Consider the following 15,130-nt stretch of genomic DNA (forward strand, 5'->3'; position numbering starts at 1 on the left):
ACTTACGTCGTGCAAGTCACATCGAACGGCGGGTTTCACCGCTGGAAATGGCGGGAAACAAGCCTGGTTTGCGTACGCGCGATCGAGGTTGCGGCCATCTGGCCGCACCCTTGACCTGATCCCCGGCACGGTGTGGCCGAGATCATGAGCTTCCCTGTTCGAACCCTACGTCAACCTGCTGCTTTGGGTACTCCCGGAAGGGTGACCCGGATCCGGCAACCGCGCGAGCTTTCGGCCACGCCTATGTCACCACCGTGCAGCCCGACCGCCCAGCGGGCGATCGCCAGACCCAGCCCGGTGCCCCCGTCGCCGCCCGTGGCGCTGCCCCGGTTGAACCTCTCGAAGACCCGGTACCGCTCGGACTCGGGGATGCCGGGGCCCTCGTCCAGGACCTCCAGCGTCAGGCTGCCGGGCCGCTCGCCCCGCCGGGCCCGGACCGTGACCCGGCCGTGCGGGGGGCTGTGCTTGATCGCGTTGTCGACCAGGTTGGCCACCACCTGGTGCAGCCGCTCGGCGTCCGCGTGCGCGGTCAGCTCGGGCGGGAACACGTCCAGGTGCAGGTGTACGTCGGCCCGCGCGTGGTTCCCCGAGCCCGAGGCCAGCCCGCGCCGCCCGGCGGCCAGGCCGGCCTCCTTCAGCACGCCGGACAGGTAGGGCCACACCTCGAAGCGGCGGGCCCGCAGCGGGACGACCCCGTTGTCCAGCCGGGACAGGTCCAGCAGGGTCTCGACCAGGCCGCCCAGCCGCTCGGTCTGCTTCAGTGCCGTCCGCATGGTCTCGGGATCGGCCGCCGAGACGCCGTCCACCACGTTCTCCAGCACCGCCCGCAGGGCGGCGATCGGGGTGCGCAGCTCGTGGGAGACGTTGGCGACCAGCTCCTTGCGGTGCCGGTCCACCGCCTCCAGGTCGTCGGCCATGCTGTTGATCGTCACGGCCAGGTCGCCCAGCTCGTCGCGGCGGCCCGCACCGCTGACCCGGCGCGTGTAGTCGCCGTGGGAGATGGCCCGGGCGACGGTGTTCATCTCGTCCAGGGGCGCGGTGAGGCCGTGCGCCACGAACTGGGTGATCAGCATCGAGGCGATCACCGAGAACACGGTGATGAACCGCAGCTCGGTCTCCGTGCGCAGGGCCACCATCAGCAGGCCCGTGGTGATGAAGACCGAGACGACCACGAGGGTGCCGAGCTTGGTCTTGATCGAGAAGGGGCGGAGCCCCGCCCCGGGCCGGGGCGTCATGACGCCGGGGTCTCCAGCGCGTAGCCCACGCCGTGCACCGTGCGGATCCGCTCGGCGCCGATCTTCCGGCGCAGGGCCTTGATGTGGCTGTCCACGGTCCGGGTGCCGGAGGCGTCGGCCCAGTCCCACACCTCGGCGAGCAGCTGCTCGCGCGACAGGACCGCCCGCGGGGTGCCGGCCAGGCAGACCAGCAGGTCGAACTCGGTCGGGGTGAGGTGGACGTCCTCGGCGGAGACCCGCACCCGGCGCTGGGCGTGGTCGATCTCCAGGTCGCCCAGGCGGAGCGTGCCGCCTCTCGGCGTGTGGGCGGCCAGCGCCGCCCGCTCGACGCGGCGCAGCAGGACGTGCACCCGGGCGGCCAGCTCGCGCATGGAGAACGGCTTGGTCATGTAGTCGTCGGCGCCGACGCCGAGGCCCACCAGCATGTCGGTCTCGTCGTCGCGCGCAGTGAGCATGAGGACCGGCAGCGGGCGCTGGGCCTGCACGCGGCGGCAGACCTCCAGCCCGTCGAAGCCGGGCAGCATCACGTCGAGGACCAGCAGGTCGGGCTGCCAGCTCTCGGCGGCCGCCACGGCCGCCGGGCCGTCACCGGCCGTCTGCACCTGGAAGCCCTCGGCCCGCAGCCGGGCCGCGATCGCGTCGGCGATCGTCTGGTCGTCCTCGACGACCAGGACGCGCCGCTGGGCGCCGGGAGTCGCCGCAACGCCGTTCTGGGTGGTCTGTGTGTGTTCCATCGCCCCGCCCCTGGGAGTTGCCTAGCAATGATCCGGCGTGTTCGGTGAGCAGCGTAGAGGACCCGTCGGCCTGCGGCTATGCGGGGTTGCGACCGAGATGCACCACGTCCGGGACGCCTCGGGCAACCGGCACCTCTTCGGTCCGTACCTGCTGGAATCCGGCATTCCGCAGGGCCTCCTCGAATGCGGCGGACGGCTGGGCCGACCACACGGCCAGTACCCCCCCGGGGTTCAGCCGGGCCCGGCAGTCCGCCAGTCCCGCCGGGCCGTAGAGCCCCTGGTTGTCGTCGGTGACCGTCCAGTCCGGGCCGTTGTCGATGTCCAGGCAGAGGGCGTCGTACCGGTCGGCCGAGGTGTGCAGGTGGGCCACCAGGTCCGTGTGCAGGATCACGACGCGGGGGTCGGCGAGCGCCCCGGCCGTCAGCTCGGCGAGGGGGCCCGCGCGGTGCCAGTCGATGATCGCGCCCTCACGCTCGGCGACGGCGATCCGCCCCCAGCGCCCCTGGCCGGCGGCGTGGACCAGGGAGAAGCCGACGCCCAGCCCCCCGATCAGCACCGCCGGGTCGGTCACGGACGGGTCGAGGCCGGCCAGGGCGGCGTCCACCAGCAGGCGCTCGGAGCGGCCGTCGGAGGTGTCCATGAGGAAGCAGCCGTTCGCGATGATCTCGTACCGGCCGTCGTGCCTGCGCAGGACGACCTCTCCGTACGGGCCCTCGCGCCGGTCCAGCGTCACCGCCGTCGTCATGCCTGCTCCTCCCTGTGGCCCGGGTCGCGCCGGGCCGGCCCAGTCGGCCCCGTCGGCCCCGTCGGCCCAGTCGGCCTGGGCCGGCACCAGGCACAACGCGGCCCCGGCGCCGGGGGTTCCGGCGGCGGGGGTGCCGGTGCGGGGCCGGGGTTGAGGGTGCGCGGCCGGGTTGCGGGTTGACGGGCGCCGGCGCCGGCGGCGGCCGGCGCCCGTGCCGGCCGGGGTCAGGAGCGCGGGGCGTCCCGTTCGACGTACCGCTCCAGCTGCTTCAGTTCCCTGCGGCCCTCGACGGAGGTGCCGTAGGTGCGGTCCCAGGTGAGCGGAGCGACGGTGATGTGGCCGCGCTGCACCCAGGTGGAGTCCGCGTCGGGCCGGGTCTCGGCACACTCGCCGGTGCCGTCGCACAGCCCGAGCACGATCCGGAAGGCGTCGCCGGTGCCCTGCCGCTCGTACGCGTGGAAGGCGACCGCACCGTCGCCGACGCGGGTCCACACCGGGGGCTTGGCCCGCTGTCCCTCGCTGACGTCGGGGTAGTCGACCTTGACCGCGAACTCGTCGGTGAGCAGGCCCTCCTCCTTCAGGCCCGCCACGAAGCGGGCGCCGAACTCGGCGTGCGCGCGGTAGTTGACCAGCGGGAAGGAGGTGAAGTCCCGGTCGCCCGAGGAGCTGAAGGCCACGGCGGGGACGCCCGCGTCGATGGCGGCCACGGCTGCTCCGACGGTGCCGGAGTCGTTGACCGACGCGCTGACGTTCCAGCCCGAGTTGATGCCCGTCAGGACCAGGTCCGGGCCGTCGGCCCAGCCGGCCCTGGCCGCCAGGCCACCGCGCAGCGCCAGCTTGACGGTGTCGGCGGGCGTGGCGCTCGGGGTGTCCGGCCCGCAGGGGCCGTCGGCCAGACAGACGCCGAAGACCTTGCCGCCCGACGGAGCGCCCGAGCAGTCGCCACGGTAGGCGGCGGGCAGCTCGGTGCGCTGCTGGACGTTGAGCACGCCGCCGTTGGTGACGGCGGTGCCGCGGCCGCTCTGCACCTGCCAGGGCGCCATCACGACCACGTCTGCGCCTGCGGCGCAGACGGCGCGGCGGAGCTCGTACAGGCCGAGGCCGTCGGAGTTCGAGGCCTTGGCTGCCTGCATGGAGTCGTCGTTCGAGATCAGGATCCGCATGCCGGCGAGGGGGCGGGCGGGGGGCGTCGTCGTGGGGGTGGGCGGGGTGGCGTAGGCGGTGGTGCCGAGGCCTGCGATCAGTGCGGTGGCGGCGGTGAGGGCGGTGGTTCTGGTGCGCATGGGATCCCTTTCGGGGGTGCGGGTGGGTGGGGTGGGGTGGGTGCGGGGCGCCCGGTGCCGGGTGCCGCGTGCGGGGTTCCGGGTGTGGGTGCGGGGTGCCGGGTGCGGCGCCCTGTGGGGGGTCGTGCGGTGCGGCGTTGTGCGGTGCGGTGCCGTGCCGTGCGGTGCGTGCGGTGCCGTGTCGTGCGGTGCGCTGCCGTGCCGTGCGCTGCCGTGCGGTTCGGGGCGGCGTCGTGCCGGGTGCGGTGCGGTTGGGGTGCGGGTGGTTGCCCTGCGGGGCTGGTCCCCTACCCGCCCTTTCTCCGTTTCCCGGGCTGCGCCCGGACCCCTTTCGGGGGCTCCGCCCCCGGACCCCCGCTCCTCAAACGCCGGAGGGGCTGGGTATGCCTGCGGAGCGGGAAGCGCCCGACGCGCGAGACGCGCCCGCGGCGCTGGGCCGGCCGAGGCCCGCGGATGTGCTCGCGGTGCTCGGTTTGCTGGTGTTTGTGGATGTGCTGGTGGTGCTGGGCTGGCCGAGGCCCGCGGATGTGCTCGCGGTGCTCGGTTTGCTGGTGTTTGTGGATGTGCTGGTGGTGCTGGGCTGGCCGAGGCCCGCGGATGTGCTCGCGGTGCTCGGTTTGCCGGTGCTTGCGGATGTGCTGGTGGTGCTGGGCCGGCCGGTGCCCCTCGGATATGCCCGGGATGCTGGGCTGGCCGGTGCCCGTGGGTGCGCTCGTGGTGCAGGGCGTGCCGGCGGCCCGGGATGTCGCCGGACACGGGAGGCGCCGGCGGGGCCGGGTTCGCGTAGCGAGTTCCAGCCTCGCCGCCGTTCCGTGAGCGGCTTGGGTCGTGCAGCGCATGTCAGCCTCGCCGGCGTTTGAGGCGCGGGGTCCGGGGCGGAGCCCCGCGGCCTCAGCCGGCCCGGCGCTTGAGGGCGGAGGGGGTCCGGGGCATGCCCCGGTGAACGGGAGAAGGGCGGGGTGGGGCTGCCCGCGCAGCGGCCGGCGTCCGCGCGGGTGGTGCGCGGGTGCCCGTCGGCGTGGACGGGCACCCGCGCGGCGAGGCCGTCAGGTGCCTCGCGGTCTGGGGCGGGCCGGCCGGTACACGGCGAGCGGTGCCGTGCGTCCGGCCGGCCCGCGGCGGGGTGCGGCGGATGGTGCCGTGCGTCCGGCCGGCTTCCGGTGGGGGCCGGGCGGGATGCGGTGGCCGGGCGGCAGGTCGGGGCCGGGCGGTGCCGGGCGGCAGGTCGGTGCGGGGCGGGAGCCCGGCGGCTCGCGCCGGTCAGAGGAGGAGGCCGTGGCCGTGGGGGAAGACCGGGTCCGCCGTGTCGTTCGGGACGTCCGGCCGGGAGGCCTCCACGGCGGCCATCGAGCGCGGCAGCTCGAACGGGAGGCGGCCCTCGGCCCGCGCCCGCCCGAAGGCCACGTCGAACAGGGCCTCGTCCGCGGCCCCGTAGTCGGCGACCAGGGCGGCCGCGCGCTCGGCGATCTCCGGGATGACCGCGGCCCGTTCCAGGTTGATGCAGACCAGCGTCGGCACGGTGTCGAGCAGCCGCAGGATCCCCGCCAGCTCCTCCTCGGGGAAGTCCAGCCGGCCCGAGTGGAAGAAGGACTCGAAGAGGTTCTCCCGCGGCTCGTACGGCGTGCGCAGCCTCAGCACCGCCAGGTCCGCTTCCTCGGGCCGGTCCACGACCTCGCCGTACCGGCCCGCGACCGCAGGGTCGACGTTCTCGGTGTACAGGCGCGGCCGCCCGGCCACCGGCAGGGTGCCCCCGCGGTTGGTCAGCACGGTCAGCGAGCGGCGCTGGGCGGTGGCGCCGAGCGCCGCGAAGTCGGCGCGGCCCACCGTCTCCTCGGCCAGGTCCGGGTCGACGTACGGGTCCTCGAAGAGCCCGAGCGTGAACTTCTCGCGCAGCAGGCGGCGTACGGACGTGTCGATCCGGGACCCGGCGATCCGGCCCGAGCGCACCAGCTCGACGATCACCTCGGGGCACTGCTCGCCGCCGAACTGGTCGGCACCGGCGTCCAGCGCCCGGGCCGCCCGCTCGGCGACCGGGAGGTGCTCCAGGCCCCAGGCGCGGGCCTCGTGCACCTCGCCGAAGATGGTGGAGTCGGTCAGCAGGCCCCAGTCGGTGCAGACGATCCCCCCGAAGCCCAGCTCCTCGCGGAGCAGCCCGGTGATCACGCCCTTGCTGAAGCCGAAGCCGACCTCCTCCCAGTCGGTGCCGACGGGCTGGCCGTAGTACGGCATCATCTGCGAGCACCCGGCGGCCACGGCCTCCCGGAACGGCGCCAGGTGGTGGTCGCGCAGCCCGCCCGGGTAGACCTGCTCCTTGCCGTGCGGGAAGTGCGGGTCCTCGCCGTCCTTCTGCGGGCCACCGCCCGGGAAGTGCTTGACCATCGCCGCCACGGAGCGGGTGCCGAGCTCCTCGCCCTGCAGGCCGCGGACGTACGCCCGTACCAGCTCGCCGGTCAGCTTCGCGTCGGAGCCGAAGGTGCCGGTCTGGCGGGCCCAGCGCGGCTCGGTGGCCAGGTCGATCTGCGGGTGGAGAGCCACCCGGAACCCGACGGACAGGTACTCGCGGCGCACCGTGTCCGCGAACCGGAAGACCAGCTCGGGGTCGCCGATCGCGGCCAGCCCCAGTGCCTCGGGCCAGGCAGAGAAGGCGCCGGAGTTGAAGGACGCGCCGACGTTGTCGGTGAAGGCGTGGCGCGGGTCCGTGGACAGGGTGACGGGGATGCCCAGACGGGTCTGGGCGGCCATCTCCTGCACGGCGTTCTGCCAGCGGGCCATCTCACGGGCGCCGTAGGTGCCGAGCAGGTTGAAGTGGGTGAGCAGCCGCTCGCCGACCAGCTCCGGGGTGCTGTACGGGAGCAGCGAGCCGTCGGTCTCGGTGACCGGGGTGCCGTCCGGGTTCATCGTCAGCATGGAGTGGAAGAGCTGGCCGGCCTTCTCCTCCAGCGTCATGCGGGAGAGCAGGTCCTCGACGCGCCGGTCGACGGGGAGGGCGGCGTCCCGGTAGGCGGGGGTGGTCATGGGCGTACTCCTGGGCTGGCGGGGCGGCGGGCGCTGCAGGGGCGGGAGGGGTAGGAGGGGCGGGAGGGGCGGTGAGGGGGCCGCTGGGGCCGGGGCGGCGGGGCGGCGGGGCGGACCGGGCCGGGGCCACAGGCTAAGTGTGAAAACCGAGTGGGTGCTAGGTTTTGGAAAAGTGATCCAGGTCACGCCCGGAAGGGGGCGAACCAGTGTGCTCAGGGGTCATTTCCGGCACCGCTTAAGGTGTCGCGCATGGCACAGGACAAGGGGCGGACGGCCCGGACGGGCGCGGGCCGGGGGACCTACGCGGTGGGCGACGCCCGTCGGCAGAAGATCCTCGACACCGCGGTGGAGCACTTCGCGCGCTTCGGGTTCCACGCCTCGTCGCTGGCGCGCATCGCGACCGACTGCGGGATCACCCAGGGCGGCCTGCTGCACCACTTCCGCAGCAAGGAGGACCTGCTGCTGTCCGTGCTGGAGCTGAGCGAACAGCACGACATCGAGCGGCTGTTCACGGAGCCGCCGGCCTCCGTCGCCGAGCACTTCCTCCGGGTGGTCGAGCTGGCCGGGGACAACACCCGGCGCCCCGGCATCGTCCGGATGTTCAACAACCTCGTGGGGGAGTCCGGCGACCCCGGCCACCCCGCCCACGACTACTTCAGGGAGCGGTACGCGCGGGTGCTCGGCGACACCGTCGAGCTGCTGGAATCCGGGATCGCGAGCGGTGAGCTGCGCCCCGGCACGGACTGCGAGGGCGTCGGCCGCGAGCTGCTCGCGATGATGGACGGGCTCCAGATCCAGTGGATCCTGGACCCGGCCGCGCTGCCGGACATGCCGCAGCGCCTGCGTGCGTACCTCGACCTCCGGCTGCGGTCGGTCTCCGCGGACGGCACGGGGCTCCCGGCGGCCTGAGGCGCCCCTCCGCGGCGGGAGGCTGGGCCGTGGCGTGGGGCCGCGGTGGTGCGGGGCGGCGGTGGTGCGGGGCCGCGGCGCGGGAGGCCGGGCAGGGGCCGGGTCTGCCGCGAGCCGCGTGTGCGGCGGGCAGGCGGCGGGGCCTCCTCCCGGAAGCCCGCCTGGGCGACCGCGTCCGGGGTGCCCCGTCCGGGAGTCCTCGCCCGGGGGCGTCGCCGGGCCCCGCCGCGCCGACGCCGGGCAACCGCGTTCGGGAGGCCCCGTCGGGCGGCTGCGGCCGGGCCGCCTCGCCCGGGGGCGCCTCCGGGGCGACCGCGTCCGGGCGACCCGTCGGGCGACCGCGTTCGGGAGGCTCCGTTCGCGCGGCGCCGCCGGGCCCCGGCGCGCCCGGTGCCTCCGGACCGTCAGGAGAACGGGGGCAGGGCGTCGATCACCCGGGCCAGGGACGGCGACAGCGGGTCGGCCGCTCCGATCTCGTACCCGCCGTGCACGATCTGGTACGTGAACCCGTCCCGCACCGGCTCCTCCGGGAACTGGACGCGCTCCTGGCGCGGGAAGTCGGCCGCCGCGAGGGCGGCCCGCAGCCGGGCGAGCCCGGCGGGCGTCATCCGGCCGCCGTCGGTGGGCCTGGCGCTCGCGAGCCGCTGGTAGGACCCGTCCTCCTTGACGAGGACGCTCTCGTGCACGCCCGCGAAACCCCCGGTACGGGTGACGGACACCAGCCGCTCGGCGGCCTTGGAGGGGGAGGCGGACGGGGCACCGGACGGTTCGGTGGACGGCACGGCGGACGGTGCCGCGGACGACGGCCGGGAGCCGTCCGGGGAGGGCGAACCGTCCGAAGTGGCCGACGGGGAAGGGGACATGGCGGCGTCCCGGTCCCCGGGCCCGCACCCGCCCATCCCCGCGACCGCCGCGGCGACGACGGCCGCGACCGCCAGCGAACGCCGAACGAGGGACACCGACCGGAACGCGCTCACGCCCCACCTCCGCACCGTGGATCCTGGCCGACCACCGAGTATGGAGCCACCGCCCGCGTACGGAAACCTCCCGGAGGCCGTCATCAGCCGGACAGCAGACGCCCCAGCCCCGCGGCGGGAGTTCGGGGGGCGGGCCGCCGCGTGGCGCGGCACCGTGCGCCGCGGCATGGTGTGGCGCGGCACCGTCTGGCGGCGCACCCGGCCCCTGCTGCCCGGGCTCGTCGCGCTCTGCCTCGGCCTCTGGGGCCTTGAGCGGGGGCCCGCCATGTGGCGGGACGAGTCCGTCACCCACCAGGTGGCCCACCGCACCGCCGGGGAGCTGTGGGCGCTGCTCGGCCACGTCGACGCCGTGCACGGCCTCTACTACTTCCTCATGCACGCTGTCTTCGGCGTCTGGGACGGCGGCCTGTGGGCGCTGCGCCTGCCCTCCGTGCTGGCCACGGCCGCGGCCGCGTACGCGGTGGCGGCGATCGCGGGGACCCGCGCCGGACCGAGGGCGGCCGCGGCGGCGGGGACCGCGTACGCGGTGCTGCCGCCGGTGCAGCAGTACGCGCAGGAGGGGCGTTCGTACGCGCTGGTCGCCGCGGCCGTGGTGTGGGCGACGTACGCGCTGCTGCGCGGCCGGTGGGTCGCTTACGCCGGCCTGCTCCTCCTCGCCTGCTGGCTGCACCAGTTCGCGCTGCTCGCCCTGGCCGCGCACGCCGTGGTGGCGTGGCGGACGCGGGCCTGGCGGTGGTGCGCGCTCGCCGTCGCGGCCGGCGTGCTGCCGCTCGCCCTGGTGGCCGCGGGCCAGGCCGGGGCGCAGCTGGGGTGGCTGGGGCGGCCGGCCTGGCAGGACTGGCTCGCGTACGCCGTGGCGGCCGGCGCGGGCCTGCTCCTGGCGCGGGGCGCGGAGCGGGAACGCGTGCGCGTGGCACTGCCGTTGCTGCTGCTGCCGCCCGGTGTGCTGCTGGCGGTCTCGCTGGTCCACCCCTGGTACGTCGACCGGTACGTCCTCTACGCCCTCGCGGGCCTCGCCCTGCTGGTGTCGCGGTGGCGGGTGGTGCTGCTGGTGGCGGTGCTCGGCCTGCCGTGGTCGCTGTGGCTCCGGACGCCGGAGAGCCGCAAGGACGACGCCGTGGCGGTGGCCGCCGCCGTCCGCGAGCTGTCCCGGCCGGGAGACGGGGTCCTCTTCCTGCCGGCCCGACGCCGCGAGTGGCTGCTCTCCTCGCCCGAGGTGTACGGAGGCCTGCGCGACCTGGCGCTGGCCCGCTCCCCGGCCGCGTCGGGCACCCTCCAGGGCACCGAACTGCCCTCGACGGAGCTGCGCGCGGCCCTGCTGGACAGCCCCCGCGTGATCGCCCTCTCGGACCCGCCGGACCAGCCGCGCGACCGCCTCCCGAGGGAGGCCGTCAAACGCCAGATCCTGGTCGCCCACTTCGACCTCTGCACCCACCGCCACGCCCACGGCGCCGCCGTCGCGCTGTACGCCCGCCCGGGCGAATGCCCCCACCCGCCCCGGGGCCGCTGACCGGCAAGGACGGCACCCTCACGCTGTGTTCGCCGACGGCGAACGGGGGGTGGGGAACATACGGGGGCTCACGTGCATTGAGTCGGCATAGCTCAACTTCACTGCCGGAGGGAAGATCATGGCTTCGACGTCCGCAACGCTCACGCTGCCCGTTCTGCCGCTCGACGACGAGGTCGTGCTGCCCGGCATGGTCGTGCCGCTCGATCTGACGGACGGTGAGGTGCGGGCCGCGGTCGAGGCGGCACAGGCCGCCTCCGGGAGCGGGAAACCCCGGGTGCTGCTCGTGCCGCGGGTCGACGGGACGTACGCCGGGACCGGAGTGCTCGGCACCGTCGAGCAGGTGGGCCGGCTCTCCGACGGCGACCCCGGCGCCCTGATCCGCGGCCGCGGCCGCGTCCGCATCGGCGCCGGCACCACCGGGCCCGGAGCCGCGCTCTGGGTGGAGGGCGAGACCGTCGCCGAGCACGTGCCCGATCCGCTGCCCGGCTCGGTCGCCGAGCTGGTCAAGGAGTACAAGGCCCTCGCCACCAGCTGGCTGAAGAAGCGCGGCGCCTGGCAGGTCGTCGACCGGGTGCAGCAGATCGAAGGCGTCGGCGCGCTCGCCGACAACTCCGGCTACTCGCCCTTCCTGACGGTCGCCCAGAAGGTCGAGCTGCTGGAGACCGCCGACCCGGTCGCCCGCCTCCGGCTCGCCATCACCTGGCTGCGCGAGCACCTCGCCGAGCAGGACGTGGCGGAGTCCATCGCCAAGGACGTGCAGGAAGGCGTGGAGAAGCAGCAGCGCGAGTTCCTGCTCCGCCGTCAGCTGGAGGCGGTGCGCAAGGAGCTGCGCGAGCTGAACGACGACGCCGAGGGCGAGGAGTCCGACGACTACCGTGCCCGCGTGGAGGCCGCCGACCTGCCCGAGAAGGTCCGCGAGGCCGCCCTCAAGGAGGTCGACAAGCTGGAGCGGTCCAGCGACCAGTCGCCCGAGGGCTCCTGGATCAGGACCTGGCTCGACACCGTCCTCGAACTGCCGTGGAACGAGCGGACCGAGGACGCGTACGACATCCAGGGCGCCCGCGCCGTCCTCGACGCCGAGCACGCCGGCCTGGACGACGTGAAGGAGCGCATCACCGAGTACCTCGCCGTGCGCAAGCGGCGCGGCGACCGCGGCATGGGCCTGGTCGGCGGCCGCCGCGGCGGCGCCGTGCTGGCGCTCGTCGGTCCGCCCGGGGTGGGCAAGACCTCCCTCGGCGAATCCGTGGCGCACGCCATGGGGCGCAAGTTCGTACGGGTCGCGCTGGGCGGCGTACGCGACGAGGCCGAGGTCCGCGGCCACCGGCGCACCTACGTCGGCGCGCTCCCCGGCCGGATCGTCCGCGCGATCAAGGAGGCCGGGTCGATGAACCCGGTGGTGCTCCTGGACGAGATCGACAAGGTGGGCTCCGACTTCCGGGGCGACCCGGCCGCCGCCCTGCTGGAGGTCCTGGACCCCGCGCAGAACCACACCTTCCGGGACCACTACCTGGAGGTGGAGCTGGACCTCAGCGACGTCGTGTTCCTGGCGACGGCGAACGTACTGGAGGCCATCCCCGAGGCCCTCGCCGACCGCATGGAGCTGGTCAGGCTCGACGGCTACACCGAGGACGAGAAGGTCGTCATCGCCCGCGACCACCTGCTCCCGCGCCAGCTGGAGCGGGCCGGGCTCGGTGCCGACGAGGTGACCCTGGGCGAGGACGCGCTGCGCAGGCTCGCCGGCGAGTACACCCGCGAGGCGGGCGTCCGCACCCTGGAGCGGTCCGTCGCCCGGCTGCTCCGCAAGGTGGCCGCGCAGCACGAACTGGGCGAGCGGGAGCTGCCGTTCCACATCGGCGCCGGCGACCTGCGTGAGCTGATCGGGCGGCCGCACCACGTGCCGGAGTCCGCGCAGGACCCCGCCGAGCGGCGCACGGCGGTGCCGGGCGTGGCGACCGGACTGGCCGTCACCGGCGCGGGCGGTGACGTGCTGTTCGTCGAGGCCTCGCTCGCCGACCCGGAGACCGGGGCGGCCGGGCTGACCCTCACCGGCCAGCTGGGCGACGTCATGAAGGAGTCGGCGCAGATCGCGCTGAGCTTCCTGCGCTCGCACGGCGCCGAGCTGGAGCTGCCGGTGGCCGACCTCAAGGACCGGGGCGTGCACATCCACTTCCCGGCGGGCGCGGTCCCCAAGGACGGGCCGAGCGCGGGCATCACGATGACCACGGCACTGGCCTCGCTGCTCTCCGGGCGGCAGGTCCGCACGGACGTGGCGATGACCGGCGAGGTCTCGCTGACCGGCCGGGTGCTGCCGATCGGCGGGGTCAAGCAGAAGCTGCTGGCCGCGCACCGGGCCGGGCTGACCACGGTGATCATCCCGAAGCGGAACGAGCCGGACCTGGACGACGTGCCGGCGGAGGTACTGGACACCCTCGACGTGCACCCGGTCACCGACGTGCGGCAGGTGCTGGAGCTGGCGCTGGCGGAGGCGGAGGTGGTGGTCGCGGCGGCGGCCTGAGGGCCTGGCGGCCTGGCGCAGCCGGGCCGTCCGGCGGGGTGGCCGGGCGTCGGCCCGGCCTCGGCCCGGCCTGACGCGGGTGCCCCGGCCGACGGGGCGGGCCTGACGGCCTCGCGGCGGCAGCCTGACCGTCGCCGGGTGGGCCGGCCTTGACGCGGTCGGCGTGGCGGGGGCTGGTCCTGGCCGGTCCGGTCGGCCGGGGCAGCGTACGCCGTCCGTTCTGGGCCGTGCGGCCGATGACGGTCCCAGGGGGGCGCGGGTGTACGGACCCCCGCGCCCCCCTGACTGATACTGGTGTTCCCCCGCGGCGGGGGGACACCACGTGAGGGGAGCGGGACGTGCAGGGCAGCGGAGACCAGGAGTTCCTCGCGCTGGAGCGGGAGCTTTCCGTCTTCCTCCGGCGCGCCCGCGCGTCGTCGGGCGAGATGGCCCGGGAGCTGCATCCCGAGCTGGAGCCCGCCGCGTACGGACTGCTCGTCCGCCTGGAGGACGCGGGCCGGCAGCGCGCCACCGACCTGGCGGCGTACTTCGGGGTCGGCAAGGCCACCATGAGCCGGCAGCTGAGGGCCTTGGAAGACCTGGGGCTGGTGGCCCGCGAGCCGGACCCGGCCGACGGCCGCGCCTTCCTGGTGGGGCTGACCCCGTCCGGCCGGGAGCGCTTCCTGCGGGTGCGGGACGCTCGCCGCGAGCAGTACCGCCGGAAGCTGGCCGGCTGGGACCGGGGCGAGGTCGCGGAGCTGGCCCGCCTGCTGAACCAGCTGAACGAGGGCAGCGACACCTGACGCTCCGGTTCCCGGCCCGTACCGCTCCCGTGCCGGTCCCGTGCCGGGTGCGGCGCCGTGGTGGTGCGGGTCGTTGCCGCTGCGCGGAGCCGGTTCCCCACCCCGCCCCTTCCCGAAACCGGGGCTCCGCCCCAGACCCCGCGCCTCAAACGCCGGCGAGGCTTGATTTCAGCCCCTCCGGCGTTTGAGGAGCGGGTCCGGGCAGAGCCCGGGGAACGGAGGAAGGGCGGGGCGGGGAGAAGCCCCGCAGGGCAACCACCCGCACCCCGGCACGGGATCCGGAACCGGAGCAATCTGGACCCGGCAGGGGAGCGCCCCCGGAACGGGACCGGTGTCGGGCCCGGCCCGCAGGGTCAGAGTTCGGCGTAGGCCACCGACGCGTCGTCGTGGCGTTTGCCGCGGGCCGCGCCTGCGGGACCGCGCTCCAGGGCACGGACCCGGTCGATCACCGCGGCGGCCCCCTCCTTCTGCAGGAGGCGGAGAAGGTCCGCCCAGTCCCCCGAACCAAAGACGTCCACCCACCGCGTCGCCCCGTCCGTCAGGGCGGCCAGCGCCGACACGGCCTCCCGCGGCGTCGTGCCGGTGACCGCCCGCGCCGCCACCGACGGGTCCGCCGCGGCGGTGAAGAAGCCGCCCTCCGCGTTGCGCAGCGCATCGGTGGCCGCCACCGAGCGCAGCACCTCCCGCGGCACCCGGTCCAGCCGGTCGTCCCGCACCGCGGTGACCTCCCCGAGCGGATCCCGCAGCAGCAGCACCGAGTCCGACAGCACCAGGTGCTCCACGGACCGCTCGTCCCAGCGCGCCATGACCACCGTCGCCTGCGGCGTGCGGACGTGAGAAAGGTCACAGGTTTCACGGTGGGCGTCGGCCGTGGCCGCGATCGCCTCCGCCAGAACCTGCGAAAGCGTCATGTCCCGCCTCGATCCGGACAGTTCGGTCAGCCGTCCGCCCAGCCGCGCCGTGAACCACGGGACCCCGTGCACGCACCCGTCGTCCCCGCGCGGCGGGGTGACCCCGTCCAGCGCCACCATGACCCCGCCCTGCCCCGACGCGGGCAGGACGGCCGACAGCCAGTCCTCGTTGGGGTGTTGCGGATCCCCGGGGGTGGAGGCGAGGTCGATGCGCATATGGACAGTCTGCCCGGGATGTCCCCACCGGGTCGGAGTTTCGCACCAGGGCCGCGAACTGGTCCGTACCAGGGCCGGGTGCGCCTTCACGGACCCTCCCCTCACGGAGGCGCCGGGTCCGGTGTGATGTGGGCGGGCATACTGCCAAAGCCCCCATGCGGTTTCAACCACCCGCCCGACACCACCCCCCGGCGGCGGGCCCCCCGAGTTGATCGCCAACTCTTCCCTGATGTTCACTCGTTCGAGTGGCCGGGCAGGCGATGCGTGCCCCTCTCCCAAACACACTTGGAATGGTCTG

The 15,130-nt window shown here is 74.9% G+C and carries 12 protein-coding genes; 5 read left to right on the forward strand and 7 right to left on the reverse strand.

Annotated elements, in window-relative coordinates; translation table 11 throughout:
- Positions 1-170: 170 nt before the first annotated feature.
- From ACIQUQ_RS00800 to surE, 4 genes are all read right to left on the reverse strand, one after another.
- A complete protein-coding gene (locus ACIQUQ_RS00800) occupies positions 171-1,235 on the reverse strand; it encodes an ATP-binding protein (RefSeq protein ID WP_403969548.1) in 1,065 nt (354 codons plus the stop codon).
- Positions 1,232-1,969, reverse strand: a complete 738-nt coding sequence (locus ACIQUQ_RS00805; RefSeq protein WP_403969551.1) for a response regulator transcription factor — start codon at positions 1,967-1,969, stop codon at positions 1,232-1,234. Before ACIQUQ_RS00805 ends, ACIQUQ_RS00800 begins: the two co-directional genes overlap by 4 nt.
- A gap of 76 nt (positions 1,970-2,045) precedes the next feature.
- Positions 2,046-2,714, reverse strand: coding sequence for a spermidine synthase (locus tag ACIQUQ_RS00810; protein ID WP_403969554.1), 669 nt, complete (start codon positions 2,712-2,714; stop codon positions 2,046-2,048).
- Between the two features lie 224 nt (positions 2,715-2,938).
- Entirely contained in the window at positions 2,939-3,997 is a 1,059-nt protein-coding gene (gene surE / locus ACIQUQ_RS00815; protein ID WP_403969557.1) for a 5'/3'-nucleotidase SurE, read from the reverse strand.
- 383 nt (positions 3,998-4,380) lie between these two features.
- Between surE and ACIQUQ_RS00820 the strand changes: the two genes are divergently transcribed.
- Entirely contained in the window at positions 4,381-4,857 is a 477-nt protein-coding gene (locus tag ACIQUQ_RS00820; protein WP_403969560.1) for a hypothetical protein, read from the forward strand.
- Positions 4,858-5,257: 400 nt separating this feature from the next.
- Here ACIQUQ_RS00820 and ACIQUQ_RS00825 read toward each other — a convergent pair whose 3' ends face one another.
- On the reverse strand, positions 5,258-7,012 hold the full coding sequence (locus tag ACIQUQ_RS00825; RefSeq protein WP_403969563.1) for a glycoside hydrolase family 3 protein: 1,755 nt from the start codon (positions 7,010-7,012) through the stop codon (positions 5,258-5,260).
- A 249-nt stretch (positions 7,013-7,261) separates the two neighbouring features.
- Between ACIQUQ_RS00825 and ACIQUQ_RS00830 the strand changes: the two genes are divergently transcribed.
- Positions 7,262-7,921: a TetR/AcrR family transcriptional regulator gene (locus tag ACIQUQ_RS00830; protein WP_403969566.1), complete on the forward strand. Its 660-nt coding sequence runs from the start codon at positions 7,262-7,264 to the stop codon at positions 7,919-7,921.
- 404 nt (positions 7,922-8,325) lie between these two features.
- Here ACIQUQ_RS00830 and ACIQUQ_RS00835 read toward each other — a convergent pair whose 3' ends face one another.
- Positions 8,326-8,898, reverse strand: coding sequence for a hypothetical protein (locus tag ACIQUQ_RS00835; RefSeq protein ID WP_403969569.1), 573 nt, complete (start codon positions 8,896-8,898; stop codon positions 8,326-8,328).
- A 40-nt stretch (positions 8,899-8,938) separates the two neighbouring features.
- Between ACIQUQ_RS00835 and ACIQUQ_RS00840 the strand changes: the two genes are divergently transcribed.
- From ACIQUQ_RS00840 to ACIQUQ_RS00850, 3 genes are all read left to right on the forward strand, one after another.
- Positions 8,939-10,408, forward strand: a complete 1,470-nt coding sequence (locus tag ACIQUQ_RS00840) for a hypothetical protein (RefSeq protein WP_403969572.1) — start codon at positions 8,939-8,941, stop codon at positions 10,406-10,408.
- A gap of 118 nt (positions 10,409-10,526) precedes the next feature.
- On the forward strand, positions 10,527-12,923 hold the full coding sequence (lon, locus tag ACIQUQ_RS00845; protein ID WP_403969575.1) for an endopeptidase La: 2,397 nt from the start codon (positions 10,527-10,529) through the stop codon (positions 12,921-12,923).
- A gap of 338 nt (positions 12,924-13,261) precedes the next feature.
- Positions 13,262-13,705 carry a MarR family winged helix-turn-helix transcriptional regulator gene (locus ACIQUQ_RS00850; protein ID WP_403969578.1) on the forward strand — a complete coding sequence of 148 codons (444 nt, stop codon included), beginning with the start codon at positions 13,262-13,264 and terminating at the stop codon, positions 13,703-13,705.
- A 353-nt stretch (positions 13,706-14,058) separates the two neighbouring features.
- Here the strand turns inward: ACIQUQ_RS00850 and ACIQUQ_RS00855 are convergent, their stop codons facing one another.
- Positions 14,059-14,832 (reverse strand): hypothetical protein, encoded by a 774-nt coding sequence (locus tag ACIQUQ_RS00855; protein WP_403969581.1) that lies wholly within the window; start codon positions 14,830-14,832, stop codon positions 14,059-14,061.
- Positions 14,833-15,130: the final 298 nt, after the last annotated feature.

Source organism: Streptomyces sp. NPDC101118 (genome assembly GCF_044759445.1).
GTDB lineage: Bacteria > Actinomycetota > Actinomycetes > Streptomycetales > Streptomycetaceae > Streptomyces.

Bases quoted from the DNA above. Each gene is read 5' to 3' on its own strand.
- ACIQUQ_RS00820 (WP_403969560.1), top strand. From the start codon at position 4,381: ATGCCTGCGGAGCGGGAAGCGCCCGACGCGCGAGACGCGCCCGCGGCG.
- ACIQUQ_RS00805 (WP_403969551.1), bottom strand. From the start codon at position 1,969: ATGGAACACACACAGACCACCCAGAACGGCGTTGCGGCGACTCCCGGC.
- ACIQUQ_RS00800 (WP_403969548.1), bottom strand. From the start codon at position 1,235: ATGACGCCCCGGCCCGGGGCGGGGCTCCGCCCCTTCTCGATCAAGACC.
- surE (WP_403969557.1), bottom strand. From the start codon at position 3,997: ATGCGCACCAGAACCACCGCCCTCACCGCCGCCACCGCACTGATCGCA.
- ACIQUQ_RS00810 (WP_403969554.1), bottom strand. From the start codon at position 2,714: ATGACGACGGCGGTGACGCTGGACCGGCGCGAGGGCCCGTACGGAGAG.
- ACIQUQ_RS00855 (WP_403969581.1), bottom strand. From the start codon at position 14,832: ATGCGCATCGACCTCGCCTCCACCCCCGGGGATCCGCAACACCCCAAC.
- lon (WP_403969575.1), top strand. From the start codon at position 10,527: ATGGCTTCGACGTCCGCAACGCTCACGCTGCCCGTTCTGCCGCTCGAC.
- ACIQUQ_RS00825 (WP_403969563.1), bottom strand. From the start codon at position 7,012: ATGACCACCCCCGCCTACCGGGACGCCGCCCTCCCCGTCGACCGGCGC.
- ACIQUQ_RS00840 (WP_403969572.1), top strand. From the start codon at position 8,939: ATGGAGCCACCGCCCGCGTACGGAAACCTCCCGGAGGCCGTCATCAGC.
- ACIQUQ_RS00830 (WP_403969566.1), top strand. From the start codon at position 7,262: ATGGCACAGGACAAGGGGCGGACGGCCCGGACGGGCGCGGGCCGGGGG.